Origin of the sequence: Ottowia flava, from assembly GCF_008017535.1 — a bacterium.
In the GTDB taxonomy this organism is placed as follows: Bacteria; Pseudomonadota; Gammaproteobacteria; order Burkholderiales; family Burkholderiaceae_C; genus Ottowia; species Ottowia flava.
In genome coordinates, this window is record NZ_VRUA01000016.1 from 1 (window position 1) to 15,751 (window position 15,751).

Annotated in this window: 18 protein-coding genes, 3 tRNA genes and 2 pseudogenes; 12 read left to right on the top strand and 11 right to left on the bottom strand. The window is 64.7% G+C overall.

All coding sequences use genetic code 11. The features are described 5' to 3' along the window. Nucleotides 1-682: pseudogene (locus tag FVQ98_RS14650) on the bottom strand (hypothetical protein); the annotation flags it as partial. Between the two features lie 546 nt (nt 683-1,228). Between FVQ98_RS14650 and FVQ98_RS14655 the strand changes: the two are divergent. Next, nucleotides 1,229-1,417 (top strand): hypothetical protein, encoded by a 189-nt coding sequence (locus FVQ98_RS14655; protein WP_147914202.1) that lies wholly within the window; start codon nt 1,229-1,231, stop codon nt 1,415-1,417. A 9-nt stretch (nt 1,418-1,426) separates the two neighbouring features. Then, nucleotides 1,427-1,657 carry an integrase core domain-containing protein gene (locus FVQ98_RS14660; RefSeq protein WP_255507800.1) on the top strand — a complete coding sequence of 77 codons (231 nt, stop codon included), beginning with the start codon at nt 1,427-1,429 and terminating at the stop codon, nt 1,655-1,657. A 138-nt stretch (nt 1,658-1,795) separates the two neighbouring features. Here FVQ98_RS14660 and lolA read toward each other — a convergent pair whose 3' ends face one another. The 3 genes from lolA to FVQ98_RS14675 all read right to left on the bottom strand — a co-directional run bounded on the left by lolA (nt 1,796) and on the right by FVQ98_RS14675 (nt 5,772). Then, the gene (gene lolA / locus FVQ98_RS14665; protein WP_147914204.1) at nt 1,796-2,476 is read right to left on the bottom strand and encodes an outer membrane lipoprotein chaperone LolA; all 681 of its coding nucleotides are present in this window, start codon (nt 2,474-2,476) and stop codon (nt 1,796-1,798) included. A gap of 181 nt (nt 2,477-2,657) precedes the next feature. Continuing rightward, nucleotides 2,658-5,006: a DNA translocase FtsK gene (locus tag FVQ98_RS14670; RefSeq protein WP_147914205.1), complete on the bottom strand. Its 2,349-nt coding sequence runs from the start codon at nt 5,004-5,006 to the stop codon at nt 2,658-2,660. Between the two features lie 91 nt (nt 5,007-5,097). Further along, on the bottom strand, nt 5,098-5,772 hold the full coding sequence (locus tag FVQ98_RS14675; protein WP_147914206.1) for a Crp/Fnr family transcriptional regulator: 675 nt from the start codon (nt 5,770-5,772) through the stop codon (nt 5,098-5,100). Between the two features lie 155 nt (nt 5,773-5,927). Between FVQ98_RS14675 and trxB the strand changes: the two genes are divergently transcribed. The 4 genes from trxB (at nt 5,928) to FVQ98_RS14695 (ending at nt 7,692) form a co-directional block, all read left to right on the top strand. Then, complete coding sequence (gene trxB / locus FVQ98_RS14680; protein ID WP_147914207.1) at nt 5,928-6,881, top strand: thioredoxin-disulfide reductase; 954 nt, start codon at nt 5,928-5,930, stop codon at nt 6,879-6,881. 183 nt (nt 6,882-7,064) lie between these two features. Then, complete coding sequence (rpmB, locus tag FVQ98_RS14685; protein WP_028601562.1) at nt 7,065-7,298, top strand: 50S ribosomal protein L28; 234 nt, start codon at nt 7,065-7,067, stop codon at nt 7,296-7,298. Between the two features lie 23 nt (nt 7,299-7,321). Then, nucleotides 7,322-7,492 (top strand): 50S ribosomal protein L33, encoded by a 171-nt coding sequence (gene rpmG / locus FVQ98_RS14690; protein WP_147914208.1) that lies wholly within the window; start codon nt 7,322-7,324, stop codon nt 7,490-7,492. A gap of 112 nt (nt 7,493-7,604) precedes the next feature. Next, nucleotides 7,605-7,692: transfer RNA gene (locus FVQ98_RS14695), tRNA-Ser, on the top strand. A 17-nt stretch (nt 7,693-7,709) separates the two neighbouring features. On the opposite strand, the gene FVQ98_RS14700 is transcribed toward FVQ98_RS14695, so the two are convergent. Next, complete coding sequence (locus FVQ98_RS14700) at nt 7,710-7,874, bottom strand: hypothetical protein (RefSeq protein ID WP_187265756.1); 165 nt, start codon at nt 7,872-7,874, stop codon at nt 7,710-7,712. A 393-nt stretch (nt 7,875-8,267) separates the two neighbouring features. Between FVQ98_RS14700 and FVQ98_RS20330 the strand changes: the two are divergent. From FVQ98_RS20330 to FVQ98_RS14715, 3 genes and pseudogenes are all read left to right on the top strand, one after another. Then, a pseudogene (locus FVQ98_RS20330) lies at nt 8,268-8,411 on the top strand (integrase core domain-containing protein); the annotation flags it as partial. Nucleotides 8,412-8,471: 60 nt separating this feature from the next. Next, nucleotides 8,472-8,546 (top strand) — tRNA-Arg (locus FVQ98_RS14710). 22 nt (nt 8,547-8,568) lie between these two features. Further along, nucleotides 8,569-8,859, top strand: a complete 291-nt coding sequence (locus FVQ98_RS14715) for a hypothetical protein (protein ID WP_147914210.1) — start codon at nt 8,569-8,571, stop codon at nt 8,857-8,859. 34 nt (nt 8,860-8,893) lie between these two features. Here the strand turns inward: FVQ98_RS14715 and FVQ98_RS14720 are convergent, their stop codons facing one another. The 4 genes from FVQ98_RS14720 to FVQ98_RS14735 all read right to left on the bottom strand — a co-directional run bounded on the left by FVQ98_RS14720 (nt 8,894) and on the right by FVQ98_RS14735 (nt 11,339). Beyond that, nucleotides 8,894-9,259: a response regulator transcription factor gene (locus tag FVQ98_RS14720; protein WP_147914211.1), complete on the bottom strand. Its 366-nt coding sequence runs from the start codon at nt 9,257-9,259 to the stop codon at nt 8,894-8,896. A gap of 198 nt (nt 9,260-9,457) precedes the next feature. Further along, nucleotides 9,458-10,015 (bottom strand): flavodoxin family protein, encoded by a 558-nt coding sequence (locus FVQ98_RS14725; protein WP_147914212.1) that lies wholly within the window; start codon nt 10,013-10,015, stop codon nt 9,458-9,460. Nucleotides 10,016-10,048: 33 nt separating this feature from the next. Then, a complete protein-coding gene (locus tag FVQ98_RS14730) occupies nt 10,049-10,456 on the bottom strand; it encodes a DoxX family protein (RefSeq protein ID WP_147914213.1) in 408 nt (135 codons plus the stop codon). 181 nt (nt 10,457-10,637) lie between these two features. Continuing rightward, nucleotides 10,638-11,339 (bottom strand): pirin family protein, encoded by a 702-nt coding sequence (locus tag FVQ98_RS14735; protein WP_147914214.1) that lies wholly within the window; start codon nt 11,337-11,339, stop codon nt 10,638-10,640. Between the two features lie 157 nt (nt 11,340-11,496). On the opposite strand from FVQ98_RS14735, the gene FVQ98_RS14740 reads away from it, so the two are divergent. The 3 genes from FVQ98_RS14740 (at nt 11,497) to gluQRS (ending at nt 14,587) form a co-directional block, all read left to right on the top strand. Beyond that, complete coding sequence (locus tag FVQ98_RS14740) at nt 11,497-12,435, top strand: LysR family transcriptional regulator (protein ID WP_147914215.1); 939 nt, start codon at nt 11,497-11,499, stop codon at nt 12,433-12,435. A 10-nt stretch (nt 12,436-12,445) separates the two neighbouring features. Beyond that, nucleotides 12,446-13,510 (top strand): NAD(P)/FAD-dependent oxidoreductase, encoded by a 1,065-nt coding sequence (locus FVQ98_RS14745; RefSeq protein ID WP_147914216.1) that lies wholly within the window; start codon nt 12,446-12,448, stop codon nt 13,508-13,510. Nucleotides 13,511-13,624: 114 nt separating this feature from the next. After that, on the top strand, nt 13,625-14,587 hold the full coding sequence (gene gluQRS, locus FVQ98_RS14750) for a tRNA glutamyl-Q(34) synthetase GluQRS (protein ID WP_147914217.1): 963 nt from the start codon (nt 13,625-13,627) through the stop codon (nt 14,585-14,587). 113 nt (nt 14,588-14,700) lie between these two features. On the opposite strand, the gene FVQ98_RS14755 is transcribed toward gluQRS, so the two are convergent. Together FVQ98_RS14755 and FVQ98_RS14760 are read right to left on the bottom strand one after the other, a co-directional pair. After that, nucleotides 14,701-14,776 (bottom strand) — tRNA-Lys (locus FVQ98_RS14755). 42 nt (nt 14,777-14,818) lie between these two features. Beyond that, the gene (locus tag FVQ98_RS14760) at nt 14,819-15,628 is read right to left on the bottom strand and encodes a tRNA threonylcarbamoyladenosine dehydratase (RefSeq protein WP_147914218.1); all 810 of its coding nucleotides are present in this window, start codon (nt 15,626-15,628) and stop codon (nt 14,819-14,821) included. Nucleotides 15,629-15,751 lie beyond the last annotated feature (123 nt).

Sequence of the window (15,751 nt, forward strand, 5' to 3'; positions counted from 1 at the left end):
TGTCCTCGGCCTGCTGGAACAGCGGATGTTGCCCATCCTGGTTGCCGGGTTGACCGGAGAACGCGTCTTGCTCCCGCTGCGAGCCTCGGACGTCCGGCTGGGGTTGAACCAGGTCGGGAACGCGCTGCAGGCGCCCGGCCATGCTAGCGAAGTAGGCTTCGGGGTTGTCCACCCGCAGCGGGCCCTTGTTGTTGGTGGCCACTCCAGGGCGCGACAACATGCCCATGTCGGCCAATCCGGGCCGCGGACGAGGAATGAATTCGGGACGGCCCCAGGGCGCGTCACCGCCGACGGGCAGGGGTTGGCCGCCGCTCATCAGATCGGCTAATAGGCCCGAGGAGGCGCGCCCCAGGTACAGCGGCTTGGTCACCGCGTTGAACGGTTCGGGTTGAGCGCCGAGGGCGGTGGCCGCTTGGGCTGCCACGTCGGGCAGCGGTGCGCCGGGGCCTGGCGCAAAGGTCCTGCCTCCCGGGCGCTGGATCAGCGGCTTGACGTAGCCGGCGAAGTACGACTCGGGCTGCGCCTCAGGGGCGGTTGCCGCTGGGTCCGGCGCAGAGGGTGCGCCGTTCGGTCCAGGACCTGCAGCGGCTTGCGGGTCGCTGGGCGCAGCCGGTGGGGGTGACGAGACTGGGGCCGGGTTCGCCAAGGCGGCGCCCGCGCCGGGGTTGGACGCGATTTGCATGAGAAGCTCCCTGAAGCACTGTTATGGTTCTGAGCGGCGATGTTCAACCGCTTTGTCACAAGTGTGTCGATAGCTTCGCCCTACCGCCATTGGGAGCGTTGGCAGCTGGTAACGATCCCAGCTGGGATGGTTACTAGGGATCGTGGCAGGCGTGTGGGCCGTGCCAGACGATCAAGGGCGCGCTCGCAGTCGCTTGTTGCGACTTGCAAAAATGCTATTAAAACGGGAGCGGCCTACGCAATTGGGTCGGAGGCCAGAAGTCCATTTCCCTCACCAACCTACTGTACCCGGTCGAGCAGGAAATATCCCCAAGTCCGGACCGCGCCGGACGCCAGCGACGGGTTGAAGCACCTGGCGAGCGCCCCCCGGTCGCGAGGAACGCCATCGGTAAACTCAGTTGGTTCTACCTGGTAGCGCCTACGCTGACTTGTTGCCCAAGTTTGGCGTCCACGGGGGAGCGGACTCGGGCTCGTACCCCGCCGACAACGCGCGGCAAAGGAGCGTCGCCGTTATGTGTTTGTGGCCATCGACAGGGCTACCCGCTGGATGTTCATCGCCATCAAACAACACAAGACAGCGGCGTCTGCTAAAGCGTTCGTGGCGGCCGTGCGCCGGACTACCCCATTCAAGACCCGCGTCACCTGGAAGGACCACAGCCAAGCGCTCACCGATCGGCTGTTTGGCGGGCGCACCAGCCAGCCCACGGCCGAGCACGAGTTCGACCAGCTGTGCTAGGCGCCGGGCATTGAGCACCGCCTGAGCGAACCGAGGACACCGCAGACCAACGGCATGGTCGAGCGTTTCAATGGGCGGCTCAGCCAGGTGCTGCGCCCACACCACTTCAACGGCGCCGAGGACCTGGAGAAGACGCTGCACAGGTTTGTCTGGCTGTACAACCACCACTTGCCGCAGAAGGCACTGGGACACGCTGCCGCCGGCGCAAGCGCTCAAAGCTTGGAAGATGAAAGCCCCTGACTTATTCCTCAAGAACGTGCGCAAGCATCCGGGACCCCACGTAGGCGGCGTCGCAGTCACGCCATGGCGCCTCACTCGTCGGGCAGGCCGATCTGGCGGTCAGGTCGCACGGCACCCCTTCCGCGATCAAGCCCTGCGCTACTGCTTGAGCACATCCGCCCCTTTGGGCGGCGTGAAGACGAACTGGCTGGTCGGCACGGCGGCGTTGACATCAAAACCCGAGAAAGTGAGCACCGAGCGCTGGCCAAAGCTGTCGAGAATGTCCAGGGTGCCCAGTTCCGGGCCCTTGCTGCCGGGCTTGAAGCCCACGCGGATGGTCTGCAGCTGGCCGTCACGCGACTTGGGCGTGGCTTTCACCCACTGCTGCCCGTCCTTTTCGGGTTCTTCGGCCAGGGTGAAGTCTTTTTCCAGCGCTTTGACGTCGGGCGCCGCGGCGACGATGGCGGCAGGCGTGCTGCCGAGAACCTGTTCCTGCTGGCGTGAGGTGACCTGGTTCAGGTCGACGTCGTACAGCCACAGCGTCTTGCCGTCGGCGACGATGGTCTGTTCAAACGGCTTGGCGTAGGTGAAGCGGAATTTGCCGGGGCGCTGGAATTCAAACGTGCCGGTTTGCGTCTTGCTGCGGCCGGGCTGGCCGTCCTTGCCGGGCGCAGTCACGACCTGGGTGAAGTTGGCCTTGCCGCTGCGCGTGTCCTTGACGAACTGCGCCAGGCTGTCCAGACCACCTGCCCACGCGGCGGGCGCGGCCAGCCCGAACACGACCGCGGTAGCGGCCAGACGGTGGCGAAACACGGAAGAGCGGATGCGGTGCAATGTCATGGCGTATTGGAGTGAAGGCGGGTGCAAAGGTTCGGCCAGCGACGAATTGAAACACCGACTTGCCTGCCGGACACATATGGCACCAAGACAGTCACGGTGCGTGGCTCGTCACACGCTTTATTTTCTACCAATTCAGGAGCTGCTCGCGCAATCTGGGTGCGGGCCAGCGGCCTAAAACACCTTATTCGGCGCCGCGCGACGGCGCCAGAATCTCGCGCTGGCCGCGCCCGTTCATCGCGCTGACCAGGCCGGCCTTTTCCATCGCGTCCAGCAGGTTGGCGGCCTTGTTGTAGCCGATCGACAGGTGGCGTTGCACCAGCGAAATGCTGGCCTTGTTGTTGGACAACACAATCTGCACCGCCTTGTCGTAGAGCGGATCGGACTCGCCGCCGCCTTCGCCGCCAAAACCACCCTCGCCGTCTTCACCATCGACCGTGCCGCCTTCCAGCACGCCTTCGATGTAGTTGGGTTCGCCCTGGGCCTTGAGGTACTCGACCACGCGGTGCACTTCGTCGTCGCTGACAAAGGCGCCATGCACGCGCTGCGGAAAGCCCGTGCCGCTGGGCATGTAGAGCATGTCGCCCATGCCCAGCAGCGCTTCGGCGCCCATCTGGTCGAGGATGGTGCGGCTGTCGATCTTGCTGCTGACCTGGAAGGCGATGCGCGTGGGGATGTTGGCCTTGATCAGGCCGGTGATCACGTCCACGCTGGGACGCTGGGTGGCCAGGATCAGGTGAATGCCCGCCGCGCGCGCCTTCTGCGCCAGGCGGGCGATCAGCTCTTCGATCTTCTTGCCGACCACCATCATCAGGTCGGCCAATTCGTCGATCACGACAACGACGTAGGGCAGGCGCTCCAGCGGCTCGGGGTCGTCCGGCGTGAGACTGAAGGGGTTGTAGATGAACTCGCCGCGCGCCTTGGCCTCGTCGATTTTCTGGTTGAAGCCGGCCAAGTTGCGCACGCCGGCCTTGCTCATCAGCTTGTAGCGGCGCTCCATCTCCGCCACGCACCAGTTCAGGCCGTTGGCGGCTTGGCGCATGTCGGTGACCACGGGCGCCAGCAGGTGCGGAATACCTTCGTAGACCGACATCTCCAGCATCTTGGGGTCGATCATCAGCACGCGCACGTCCTTGGGCTCGGCCTTGTAGAGCAGCGACAGGATCATCGCGTTGATACCCACCGATTTTCCCGACCCAGTGGTACCGGCCACCAGCACGTGCGGCATCTTGGCCAGATCGGCCACGACGGGTTTGCCCACGATGTCCTTGCCCAAGCCCACGGTCAACAGCGACTTGGCGTCGTTGTAAACCTGCGAGCCGAGGATTTCGGACAGGCGGATGGTCTGGCGCTTGGCGTTGGGCAGCTCCAGCGCCATGTAGTTCTTGCCGGGAATGGTCTCGATCACGCGGATCGACACCAGCGACAGTGAGCGCGCCAGGTCCTTGGCGAGGTTGACCACCTGCGAGCCTTTGACGCCCGTGGCGGGCTCGATCTCGTACCGGGTGATGACCGGGCCGGGCGCCGCGGCCACCACGCGCACATCGACGCCGAAGTCCTTGAGCTTTTTCTCGATCAGGCGGCTGGTCATCTCCAGCGTTTCGGGCGCCACGCTTTCCTGGTGCGCCGGTGCGCCGTCGAGCAGGTCGACCTGCGGCAGGTTGCTGTCGGGCAGTTCGGTGAACAAGGGTTTTTGCTTTTCCTTGGCCACGCGGTCGCTCTTGGGCACGGTGGCGATGGTCGGCTCGATCAGCACGGGCGCGGGGTGCTGCTCTTCGATCACCTCGCGCTCGTGGTGGATCACCTCTTCGCGTTCGCGGGCCGCCTGCTTACCGGCGGCCACGTCCTGGGCGATTTCACGCCGCTCGCGGCGCGATTCGACCAGACCGTACAGGGCGCCGCCGATGCGCTCGGCCACCTGCGTCCATGAGAAGCCGAACAGCAGCGACACGCCAAAGATCAGGGTCAGGATGCCCAGCAGCGCAGAGCCGGTGAAGCCGAGCCATTTCATCGCCAGCGGGCCGCCCAGGTAGCCCACAACCCCGCCGGCAGCGCCTGGCAAGGCGTCGTCCCAACGGTACAGGCGCGTCCATTCCAGGCCGCTGCTGGCCATCACCACCAGAATCAGGCCGATCCAGAACACCCAGTGCGCGGTTCGGATGCGTTCCCACACCGCGGCCCAGCCGCGCAACGGTCGTCGCGCTGGGCGGCTGCCGCGCAGCCAAGCCCGCACGCCGCGCAACCAGGCGCTGAGGGCCGCCGCCACGCACCACCAGGCCGAGAAGCCCATCAGCACGTACATCAGGTCAGCCAACCAGGCGCCGAGCTTGCCAGCCCAATTGCGCAGTGGACCACCAGCGCCGGAGGTGGACCAGGCCGCGTCTTGCGCCGAATAGCTCGACAAGGCCATCACCAGAAAGATGGTGCCGGCCAGGCCGATGACCAAAATCACTTCTTGCGCGAAGCGGCCGATGCCTGCGCGCGGCACGTCCGTGCCCGCGTCGGCGTTGAAGGTATTGAGAGGGTAAGCCATGGGTTCAACTACAACTTTCGTAGCTTACCGCACAGGCCGCACCAGCGGAAGCAGCGGCTGAGCAGGCGCCGTGGCGCGGGGCCAGATTCCGTCAGCCCAGCGCGCTCAGGCGCTCTTTGACGACGATGGCGCCGTTGTCCTGCGTTTCGATGAAGCCGCGCTCTTCCAGGTCTTTCATCACACGGCTGACCATCTCGCGCGAAGCGCCGACCATCTTGGCGATGTCCTGGCGCGAAATGCGTTCGCGGATCAGCAATTCGCCCTCGGGCGTTTCGCTGGCAAATTCGAGCAGCGCACGCGCCACTCGCCCGTACACGTCCATCAGCGCCAGCGACTCGATCTTGCGGTCGGCGTGGCGCAGGCGTTGCACCAGGCCGCGCATGACGGCGTACGCCATGGAGGAATTTTCCGGCAGGCAGCGCGCAAATTCGAGGCGGCCCAGCATCAACACGTCAGTCTGGACCTCCGCCCGGACGGTGGCCGAATGCGGCTCGTTGTCAATCAAGCTCATCTCGCCGATGTGGTCGCCCGACTGCAGGGTGGCCAGAATGACTTCGCGTCCGCGGCTGTCGGCCGTGACGACGCGGGCCCGGCCGTTCAGAAGGATGAACAAGGCGTTCGACTTCTTGCCCTGCTCCACAATCACCTCGCCGCGCTTGAAGCGCCGCTTGATGACGGCATCCGCCACCGCGTTGGCCTGTGACTCGGTCAACATCGAAAACAGGGGTACCCGGCGAATCAGATCCAGGCTCGACAGCATCGTCATTTCAAATCCCTCCAGACATCAATCGACCGACCGAGTCCTTAAAATCTTCGAACTCAAGCGGTGCGAATATCCTATCGATGATGTGAAATCTTGCACGCTTGCTCTCATACGTGATCGTAGCGCACCCTTCACCACTTCATCCGCCTCCGATATCCATGACTCCCCTACACGCAAAAGTACTGATTTTGGGCTCCGGGCCTGCGGGTTATACCGCGGCCGTATACGCCGCACGCGCGAATCTGAAGCCCGTATTGGTCACAGGCATGGCCCAAGGCGGTCAGTTGATGACGACCACGGAAGTGGACAACTGGCCGGCGGACGCCATGGGCGTGCAGGGGCCCGAGCTGATGCAGCGCTTTCTGCAACACGCCGAGCGGTTCAATACACAGATCATCTTCGACCAGATTCACTCGGCCGACCTCTCCGTCCGTCCTTTCAAGCTCTTTGGCGACAACGGCGAATATACGTGTGACAGCCTCATCATTGCTACCGGTGCGTCCGCGAAATACCTTGGCCTTCCGTCAGAAGAAGCCTTCATGGGCCGCGGCGTGTCGGCTTGCGCCACCTGTGACGGGTTCTTTTACCGCGATCAGGATGTGTGTGTGGTAGGCGGTGGCAACACCGCAGTGGAGGAGGCTCTGTATCTGTCCAACATTGCACGCAAGGTGATCCTGGTTCATCGACGTGATCGCTTCCGTGCAGAGCCGATCCTGGTCGACAAGCTCATGGAGAAGGTCGCGAGTGGCAAGATTGAGTTGAAGACGTTTCATGTTCTGGATGAAGTACTTGGCGACAACACGGGTGTCACTGGCATCCGCATCCGCCACATCGATAACGGCCAGACCGAGGACATCGCACTTCAGGGCTGCTTCATTGCAATTGGCCACTCGCCCAATTCGGAGATCTTTGCAGGGCAGATCGCCATGGAGAACGGCTACATCCTGAGCCGCGGCGGCCTGCAGGGCTTCGCGACCGAAACCAGTGTGCCAGGCGTGTTCGCAGCCGGCGACGTGCAGGACCACGTCTATCGTCAGGCCATCACCAGCGCAGGTACGGGCTGCATGGCGGCGCTGGATGCACAACGCTTCCTCGAACAGCAGCCAGACTGATCTTAGCAACGGCGATTCAGGCTATAATTTAAGGCTTAGCCGAAATCCGCGATTCGTTGCTACGAACGGACGTACAGGATTTCAGCAGGGTTACCGCCACCCTATTTCCTGGCGAGGTGAGGTCTCGGCGAGTTGCGGCGCAGCCTGCAGCGCCCAGCCAGACCGTGTGATCGGAGCGATTGAATGGCACGCGTGTGCGAAGTCACGGGCAAAGGCCCGATGGTGGGAAACAACGTTTCTCACGCCAACAACAAAACCAAGCGCAGGTTCCTCCCCAACCTGCAATACCGTCGCTTCTGGGTCGAGAGCGAAAACCGTTGGGTGCGCCTGCGTGTGTCCAGCGCTGCTCTGCGCCTGATCGACAAGAATGGCATTGACGCCGTGCTCGCAGACATGCGCGCCCGCGGCCAAGCCTGATTTAACAGGGAAAGGAACGCACCATGGCTACCAAAGGTGGACGCGAAAAGATCAAGCTGGAATCGACGGCCGGCACCGGTCACTTCTACACGACCAGCAAGAACAAGAAGACGATGCCTGAAAAGATGGCGATCATGAAGTTCGACCCCAAGGCGCGCAAGCATGTCGAATACAAGGAAGTCAAACTGAAGTAATTCAGTCGTGATGACCGCCAGAAAGCCCGCTTGAACCATCAGGCGGGCTTTCTTTTTTGGCGTGGCGCTCTTGCGCAGGCAGCACGCCAGCTAGAATTGCACGTTGACCGAAGGAAGAGTGGCAGAGTGGTCGATTGCACCGGTCTTGAAAACCGGCGACTCGCAAGGGTCCGTGAGTTCGAATCTCACCTCTTCCGCCACCCATTGACGGCCCGCTCTAGCTTGCTAGCAGCGGGCTTTCTTTTTCTGCCTCAAGTGCTGCAATGGCGATCCAGCGTTGAGGCTCCTCTCCCAATTCAATAGCAATAGTCCCTGCTAATACGGGACTTAGCCGCCCGCGCTTCTTTGCCTGCGCCACGCTTACCCCACGCTCGGTGAACAACTTGACTCCCTCGAGCTTGAACTCTCGACTGAATGTCCTTCTTCTTTCCATCAATCACCTCCGGTTTCATCTTCCACCTTAACTAGGTGTCTTTGAAACCGGCAGCAGCCCAATCTGCGCTTCGCTGAATCTGGATTTCTTCATGTAGAGACTCCGTCTGGGGAATTCTCTACTTCCGGGTGGCTCAGGTTTTCAAGGGGACTTCAAAGACGGGCGCAAGCTGCGCATGCTCACGGCGGTGGAGCTGTACACGCGCGAGTGCCTGGCCATCGATGTCGGCCAGAGCCTCCAAGGAGAGGATCTCCTGAGAACACACAATGAGATTACGGGCAGCGAGGACTGCCCGGCAACATCAAGACCAACAACGGCAGCATGTTTCTCTCCAAGGTGATGGACAAGTGGGCCTACGAGCGAAGGGTAGAGCTCGACTTCAGCCGGTCAGGCAAGCCCACAGACAACGCTGCGGTGGAGAGCTTCAACGGTCGGCTGCGCCAAGAGTGCCTGAACGCGCATTGGCTATTGTCATTGGCTGACGCACTACACCTGCTGAATTCGCCCGCCGATGCGCCGAGCGGCCGATACAATGCCCACGCCTCGGCCGCGGTAGTTCAATGGATAGAACGAGCGCCTCCTAAGCGCTAGATACAGGTTCGATTCCTGTCCGTGGTACCAGGCGCCTTACGTTGGAGCCCCCATGTACGCACGCTGGACCACCCTCATCGCCGCCGCCGGCCTCGCCCTGGCAGCTGCCGGGTGCGCGGCCAACGACACCGGGCCCGTGGCGGGGTTCGATGGCTCATGGACGATCAGCAAGCGCGGCGTGGTGGCCAGCACGCCCGAACCGCTGACGCGCGCCGCGGCCGACGCGGCCAACGCGCACTGCGTGGCTCTTGGCAAGCGCTTTCGTCATGTCGACCTGAAGGAAAGCCCACCCGGCCTGTTGTCAGCCCACGCCGAAAGCGAACTCAAATTCGCCTGCGACTGATCAAGTTTGCTATATTTTTAGTAGCCGCCTGCGCTTACTCAGAGCGCGCTACAACCTTATTTCCTCCGAAACTCTCGGCCGCCACGAGCGCTTGGGCAGCGACCACGGCGGCCGTACGGTTGCGGGCGCGCAAGGCGCGGAAGATGGCCCCCAGGTGGATCTTCACCGTCCCCTCGCGGATGCCCAGCGTGTGTGCGATCTGCTTGTTGGACTGGCCGATGGACAGCAAGTTGAGCACTTCAATCTGGCGTTGGGTCAGCAGCCCATGCAAAGGCGCGCTGCCCGGGTTGATCGAGACTGTAGAGGGGGCAACTGGCGTGCCGAGTTCGGCCAGGACAGGTGGCGTCGCGCCGTCGGCCTCGGCAATCGGGCGTTCAACGGGGGCGATGTCGGAGGTCATGGTGGCGCTGGCGGCTGGTTGTCTGGCTATGTCTTGTGTCACACACAGTAACCCTGCGCAGACCGGCACGCAAGCGCCGAATACGCGCTGGAGTAGCAAATAGCACAGTCAGTGTGCACACATGTTGTGTGCACACTGAGGCAGCCCAGCGCCAGCCTGCCTCAGTAGGGCATCGGCTGACGCCGCTCACCCTTCGGCTCAGGCGCGGCCCAGTCGCTGCAACGTGCTGGCAACGCGCGCGCCGAGCGCCTTGGCCGTGTCGAGATCGCCTTGCACCATCTCCGCAGGGCTGGCGTCAGCCGGCGAAGTCACCATGACGCCGGCAAAGCCGCCAACGTAGTTCGGGTCGCCCCGACCCGCAGCCTTGGTGTTGGAGGGCACGACGCCGTTGCCGACCCACAGTCCACCGTGCTGCATCGACAGGTGGTAGAGGTAATCGAGCGTGCCGTGCTTGTCGCCGTTCATGGTGGCACTGTTGGTGAAGCCGGCGAACAGCTTGTCGCGCCAGCCGCCGGCGGCCCAGACCTTACTGGAGGCGTCGGCCACGCGTTTGAACTGCCAGCTGGGGCCGCCCATGTAGGTCGGGCTACCGAGGATGATGGCGCCGGCAGCGGCCAGCTTGTCCCAGCCGCCCTCGGGCAGTTCGCCCTCGGCGCTGATCGACAGCAATTCGGCACCAGCGCCTTCGGCCACGGCCTCGGCCACGCGCTGGGTGTGCCCGTAACCGGAATGGAAGAGAACAACGATATTTTTCATGTGCAAGTTCTTGAATTCAACGACTAGAGGTGTTCAGCGGCCGCGCTTGGCGTCCACGCTGAAGGCACCGGCGCCAAAGGCGGCGAAAGCCAGCAGACCGCCCGCGATGGCCAGGTTCTTGGTGAACATCAGCGTCTGCGTCATGACCTGTTCGGTCGGCACGGCCCAGTAGTTGTGGAAGAAGAAGCCAGCCGCCAGGGTGAATACCGCCAGGATCAGCGCGGCCCAGCGCGTCTGAAAGCCCACGAGCAGGAGCAAGCCGGCGCCCACTTCCACGAGGATGGCCAGCGCAGCGCCGATTTCGGGCACGGGCAGGCCCTTGGACGAGATGTAGCCCACGGTGCCGGCAAAGCCGCCGATCTTGCCGATGCCGGCAGGAATGAACATGTAGGCGATCAGCAGGCGGCCGATCAAGGCCAGGGGGTTTTGAAGAGAGGTCATGGTGAGGGTCCTTGGTAAAAAAAGTGAGAGGGTTGAGGGAAGTTGTTGGTTTCAGGGGTTGGGGGAGCCCGCCAAGGCGGCGAGCACCCTTGAACGCTGCACGGCACGCCTGCCAAAGCCGGCGTGCCGTGCCTACGGTCGAACCGAGGGCACCAGGGCCCGCAGGCCGAGGCGATGCGGTTCAAGGTGCCAGGTCGAACACGAGCACCTCGGCGTTCTTGCCGTGGTCCAGCTGGAGCGCGCTTTCGCCTTCCAACAGCGCGGCGTCACCGCCGCTCAGGTGCTGACCGTTCACGTCGAGCTCGCCGCGCACCAGGTGCACGTAAGCCTTGCGCTTGGGGTCGAGCTTCAGCGACGCCTGCTCGGCGCCGTCCAGCAGCCCGGCGTACATCGAAGCGTCGGCGTGGATCTTCACCGCGCCCGCATCGGGCTGACCGGAAGCCACCAGCCGCAGCTGGCCGCGCTTGTCGGCCTCGGGCACCGTCTTCTGCTCGTAGCTGGGAGGAATGCCGCGCTGGTTCGGCTCGATCCAGATCTGCAGGAAGTGCGTGGTTTCGCCCTTGGCGTGGTTGAACTCGCTGTGTTGAACGCCGGTGCCGGCACTCATGCGCTGGACGTCACCGGGCGGAATGCCCTTGACGTTGCCCATGCTGTCGCGGTGCGCCAGGTTGCCTTCGAGCACGTAGCTGATGATTTCCATGTCGCGGTGGCCGTGTTCGCCAAAGCCCATGCCGGGGGCGACGCGGTCTTCGTTGATGACGCGCAGATTGCCCCAGCCCATGTGCGCGGGGTCGTAGTAGCCAGCGAACGAGAAGCTGTGGTTCGACTTCAGCCAGCCATGATCGGCATAGCCACGGTCCTGGGATTTTCTGAGGGTGATCACGGGTGCAATCCTTTCTTCCTGTGTGCCGTTGCGGTCCGGGCGAGACACCGACCGGGGCAACTGCACTTGACATGGTCAAGACTGTACGCCGGGTAAGCACCCATGAGGCTTTGTCATGTTGACGTCATCATTCAAATAATTCAAACATTCAACCGCCATGACGGACAAACCGACTGATCTGCTGAACCCCGATGCATTTCGCATCCTGAATGCCATCGCCCGCAACGGCACGTTCGCTGGGGCCGCCCGCGAACTGGGCGTCGTACCCAGCGCACTGACATACCGGGTGCGGCAGATCGAGGACGCGCTGGACGTCCTGCTGTTTGACCGGTCCTCGCGCCAGGCGCGCCCCACCGAGGCAGGCGCCGAACTGCTGGCTCAGGGCGAACGGCTGCACCGCGAGGTCAACGCCGTGGTCAACCGGGTCAAGCGCGTGGCCACCGGCTGGGCGCCTCAGTTCACGATCGCTGCCGACGGGCTGATCTCACAGTCGGCGCTGATGGAACTGGTAGAAGCCTTCTATGCGCTCAATCCCCCCACGCGTCTGCGCCTGCGCGACGAAATCCTGAGCGGCACCGTGGGCGCCGTGGCCTCGGGCCAAGCCGATCTGGCGCTCGGGGCCATCCTCGAGCCTTCGAGCGCGGCCAACCTGAAGGCCTTGCCGCTGGGTCAGGTGCGCTTTGTGTACGCGGTCGCGCCGCACCACCCGCTGGCCGCAGCGCCGGAGCCGCTGTCGGACGTCGACCTGCTGAAATACCGGGGCATCGTCGTGGCCGATTCAGTCCAGAGCGGCGTCACCCAGTCGTTTGGGCTGCTCGAGGGACAGGACACGCTCACCGTCTCGAGCCTCGCGGCCAAGCTGGATGCGCAGGTGCGCGGCCTGGGCGCGGGTTTCCTGCCAGAGCCGATCGCCCGCCCCTATCTGGCCACCGGCCGGCTGGTCGAACGCCGCGTCGAGCGCTGCACGCGCGTGGCGCAACTTTCGTACGCCTGGCGCGCAGACGGCAACCCCGGCAAGGCGCTGGAGTGGTGGTTGGATCAACTCAAGAGCCCGATCACGCGTCGCGCGCTGCTGGAACAGCACGGCAGCGTGTAGAGTAGGCGGCATGAGCACAGCCCGCCGACCCTCTAGACATTTCGCCATCGTCGGTGCCGGCATCGCCGGACTGAGCTGTGCCCGGACGCTGCGGCAGGCCGGCCAACAGGTCAGCCTGTTCGATTGCGCTGACGCCGTGGGCGGCCGCATGGCCACCGAAGATTCGCCGTTCGGCAGCTTCGACACTGGCGCGCAGTACTTCACCGTGCGCGACGCCCGGTTCACCCGGGCACTCGAAGCCACGGCCCCCGACATTGCGCGCCGCTGGAGCGCCAGCGCGGTGCGCGTGCTCGACCCTGAAGGCCGCGTGGTCGAAGCGCCGCCCCCACCGCGCGAGGCCCACTGGGTCGCCACGCCCACCATGCGTGCCCTGCCCGAGCGCTGGGCCGCACCATTGGCCGCCGATGGCGCGCTGTCGCTGGACACCCGGGTGCTGCGCATCGAACGCGACGCGATGGACCCCACGCGCTGGCAGCTGCTGACCCAACCGGGCGCCGACGCGCACCCCATCCGAGCCGGGTTTGACAGCGTTATCCTGGCTCTGCCCGCGTCAGACGCGCGCGAGCTGCTATCCAATTCGCAGCTGCTCACCGATCTGGCCAAGCCGTTGGAAGCCGTTGATGTGGCGCCTTGCTGGACGCTCACGGTCGCCTACCCCAACGCGGCGCAGCCAGGTCTCTACACGCTGGGCCCGCAGTGGAACGCGGCGCGCAGCACACACCACCGCGTGAGCTGGCTGACGCGCGAATCGTCCAAGCCTGGCCGCGGCCAGGTGGAGCGCTGGACCATTCAGGCCAGCCCCGAATGGTCGCGCGAGCACGAGGGCGACGATGCGCAGCGGGTCACCGAGAAACTGCGCAAGGCCTTCGCCGAGATCACCGGCATCCGCGCCACGCCCACGTACGCCCATGCCCAGCTGTGGCATCACGCCCAGACGATGAAGCCGTTGGGCCGGCCCTTCGTGTGGGATGCGCCGCGCCAGATCGGCCTGTGCGGCGACTGGTGCATTGGCAACCGGGTCGAGCACGCGTTCATCTCCGGTCTCGACTTGGCGTTGGCGGCGCTGGCGCGCTGAGGCGGCGTTCACAGGGCCACATCAATCGCCCTGCGTTCACCGGCCGCGAAGGCCTTCGCGCAGGTCCGCTCAGCATTCCGCCGCCCCATTTCAGCCAACCATACTGGCAGGCTCATGGTCACAGGCCGCTTCGCCCCTTCCCCCACCGGCCCGCTGCACGCCGGCTCGCTGGTCGCCGCGCTCGCCAGCTGGCTGGACGTGCGCGCCCAGCGCGGACGCTGGCTGGTGCGCATTGAGGATGTCGACCTGCCGCGCTGCGTGCCCGGTGCGGATCGCCTGATCCTGCAGCAGCTGGCCGCCTGCGGCCTGGTGCCCGACGAGCCGCCGGTCTGGCAATCGCTGCGCGGCCCGCACTACGAAGCGGCCCTGCGGCGCCTGGTCGACGGTGGGCTGGCCTACGGCTGCGCCTGCTCGCGCAAGGACATCGCGCTGGCGCAGGCGGCGCTGGGGCGTTCGCCGGAGCGCGGTGTTGAACTGCCCTACCCTGGCACCTGCCGGCCAGAGCGCGGCGGCTTGCGAGGCCTCACACCTAGGGCATGGCGCTTGCACATCGATCGTTGTGAACAAAACTGGCCTCCAAGGCTTGTGGGAGCTGCGCAAGCAGCTATCCATTTGGAAGCAAATCACCGCGGCACCGTCAACTGGTCAGACCGGCGACTGGGCCCGCAGCGGCAGGCCGTGGCCGAAGCGGTCGGCGATTTCGTGCTGCGCCGCGCGGACGGCCTGTGGGCCTACCAGTTGGCCGTCGTGGTGGACGACGCGGCCCAGGGCGTCACGCACATCGTGCGCGGCGAAGACCTCATCGACAACACGCCACGCCAGCTCGTGCTGCAGCGCGCATTGGGCCTGCCCCACCCAACCTACCTGCACACGCCGCTGGTGCTGGCCGAAGACGGCGAAAAGCTGAGCAAGCAGAACGGCGCTCTGGCGCTCGACACCTCCGACCCGCTGCCGCGGCTGCGCGCCGCCGCCGAACACCTCGGTCTGCCCGCCAACAACGCCGACACAGTCCCCGATGCCCTGGCGCAATGGGTCGGCGCGTGGCGCGAACGCTGGGCAACCCACGCTGACGCTTGAGCGCACCGCCTCGATCAGCTCCAGGTGTGAGAGGCCGAGGAGCACCGCGTGTTCAACCAGACGACGAGCCCAAAAGAAAAGGCCCTGTATCGCTACAGGGCCTTCGGTGTGGGTGGTAGGACGTGCAGGATTCGAACCTGCGACCAACGGATTAAAAGTCCGCTGCTCTACCAACTGAGCTAACGTCCCACATTTCCCGCAACGCTTTGGCGTGTGCTGGAAAGCCTCGAATTATAGCGCGCTTTTTTTGGGGTCTCGAGAAATTTCATCCAGCACCCATCCGGCCGCACAAAAACCGAAGCTGGCCGTGACGGCAACGGTGGATCCGTAGCCGCTGCAATTAAGTGAGCCGTCGACCCCCTCATCGCTTTCACAGGCTTCGGGCATCACCACGGTCTCACGGCTGAATACGGCCGGCACGCCGATGCGCTGACCGGCCTTGGGCGCGCGATGGTGCCGGCGCAGTCGGTAGCGCACTTGCGCGATCAGCGGGTCGTGCGTGACGTCGGCCAGATCGGCGATGTCGACACGCTCGGCGTGCCGCTTGCCACCAGCCGCGCCCACGGTGATGAAACACCGGCCCTGCGCGCGCGCCCAGGCCGCCATGGCGACCTTGGCGCGCACCTGGTCGCAGGCGTCGATCACGGCGTCCACGGGCGCTGGCAGCAGGCCGGGCCAGTTGTCGGGTTCGACGAAATCGTCCACCGCATGAACCACGCAGCCGGGGTGAATGCCGGCGATGCGCTCGCGCATGGCCTCCACCTTCGCTTGGCCGAGCGTGTCGGTCAGCGCATGGATCTGCCGGTTGACGTTGGATTCGGCGATGTGGTCCAGATCGACCAGCGTGAGCGCCGCCACGCCGCTGCGCGCCAGCGCCTCCGCTGCCCAGGACCCGACGCCGCCGATGCCAACCACGGCCACGTGCGCCGCGCGGATGCGGGCCGCGCCGGCCTCGCCATACAGACGCGCCAAGCCGCCGAAGCGGCGCTCGGCATCGGCCGCATCGTCGGCGATGGGGAGAGGGTTCACGGAAGCGTTCATCGGTTGGAAACCAGGCCTGACCTGTGCGACCGCACGGTTGGCGCCGATGGGCGCAGGCTGGGCGCGCATTTTAGTCAGGGGCGTGGAGCGGGGCGCAGCGGTGCGCGGCAGCGCTGGCATTCA

Bases quoted from the DNA above. Each gene is read 5' to 3' on its own strand.
- rpmG (WP_147914208.1), top strand. From the start codon at position 7,322: ATGGCTACCAAAGGTGGACGCGAAAAGATCAAGCTGGAATCGACGGCC.
- FVQ98_RS14760 (WP_147914218.1), bottom strand. From the start codon at position 15,628: ATGAACGCTTCCGTGAACCCTCTCCCCATCGCCGACGATGCGGCCGAT.
- rpmB (WP_028601562.1), top strand. From the start codon at position 7,065: ATGGCACGCGTGTGCGAAGTCACGGGCAAAGGCCCGATGGTGGGAAAC.
- FVQ98_RS14730 (WP_147914213.1), bottom strand. From the start codon at position 10,456: ATGACCTCTCTTCAAAACCCCCTGGCCTTGATCGGCCGCCTGCTGATC.
- trxB (WP_147914207.1), top strand. From the start codon at position 5,928: ATGACTCCCCTACACGCAAAAGTACTGATTTTGGGCTCCGGGCCTGCG.
- FVQ98_RS14715 (WP_147914210.1), top strand. From the start codon at position 8,569: ATGTACGCACGCTGGACCACCCTCATCGCCGCCGCCGGCCTCGCCCTG.
- FVQ98_RS14675 (WP_147914206.1), bottom strand. From the start codon at position 5,772: ATGACGATGCTGTCGAGCCTGGATCTGATTCGCCGGGTACCCCTGTTT.
- FVQ98_RS14670 (WP_147914205.1), bottom strand. From the start codon at position 5,006: ATGGCTTACCCTCTCAATACCTTCAACGCCGACGCGGGCACGGACGTG.
- FVQ98_RS14745 (WP_147914216.1), top strand. From the start codon at position 12,446: ATGAGCACAGCCCGCCGACCCTCTAGACATTTCGCCATCGTCGGTGCC.
- lolA (WP_147914204.1), bottom strand. From the start codon at position 2,476: ATGACATTGCACCGCATCCGCTCTTCCGTGTTTCGCCACCGTCTGGCC.
- gluQRS (WP_147914217.1), top strand. From the start codon at position 13,625: ATGGTCACAGGCCGCTTCGCCCCTTCCCCCACCGGCCCGCTGCACGCC.
- FVQ98_RS14655 (WP_147914202.1), top strand. From the start codon at position 1,229: ATGTTCATCGCCATCAAACAACACAAGACAGCGGCGTCTGCTAAAGCG.
- FVQ98_RS14720 (WP_147914211.1), bottom strand. From the start codon at position 9,259: ATGACCTCCGACATCGCCCCCGTTGAACGCCCGATTGCCGAGGCCGAC.
- FVQ98_RS14740 (WP_147914215.1), top strand. From the start codon at position 11,497: ATGACGGACAAACCGACTGATCTGCTGAACCCCGATGCATTTCGCATC.
- FVQ98_RS14725 (WP_147914212.1), bottom strand. From the start codon at position 10,015: ATGAAAAATATCGTTGTTCTCTTCCATTCCGGTTACGGGCACACCCAG.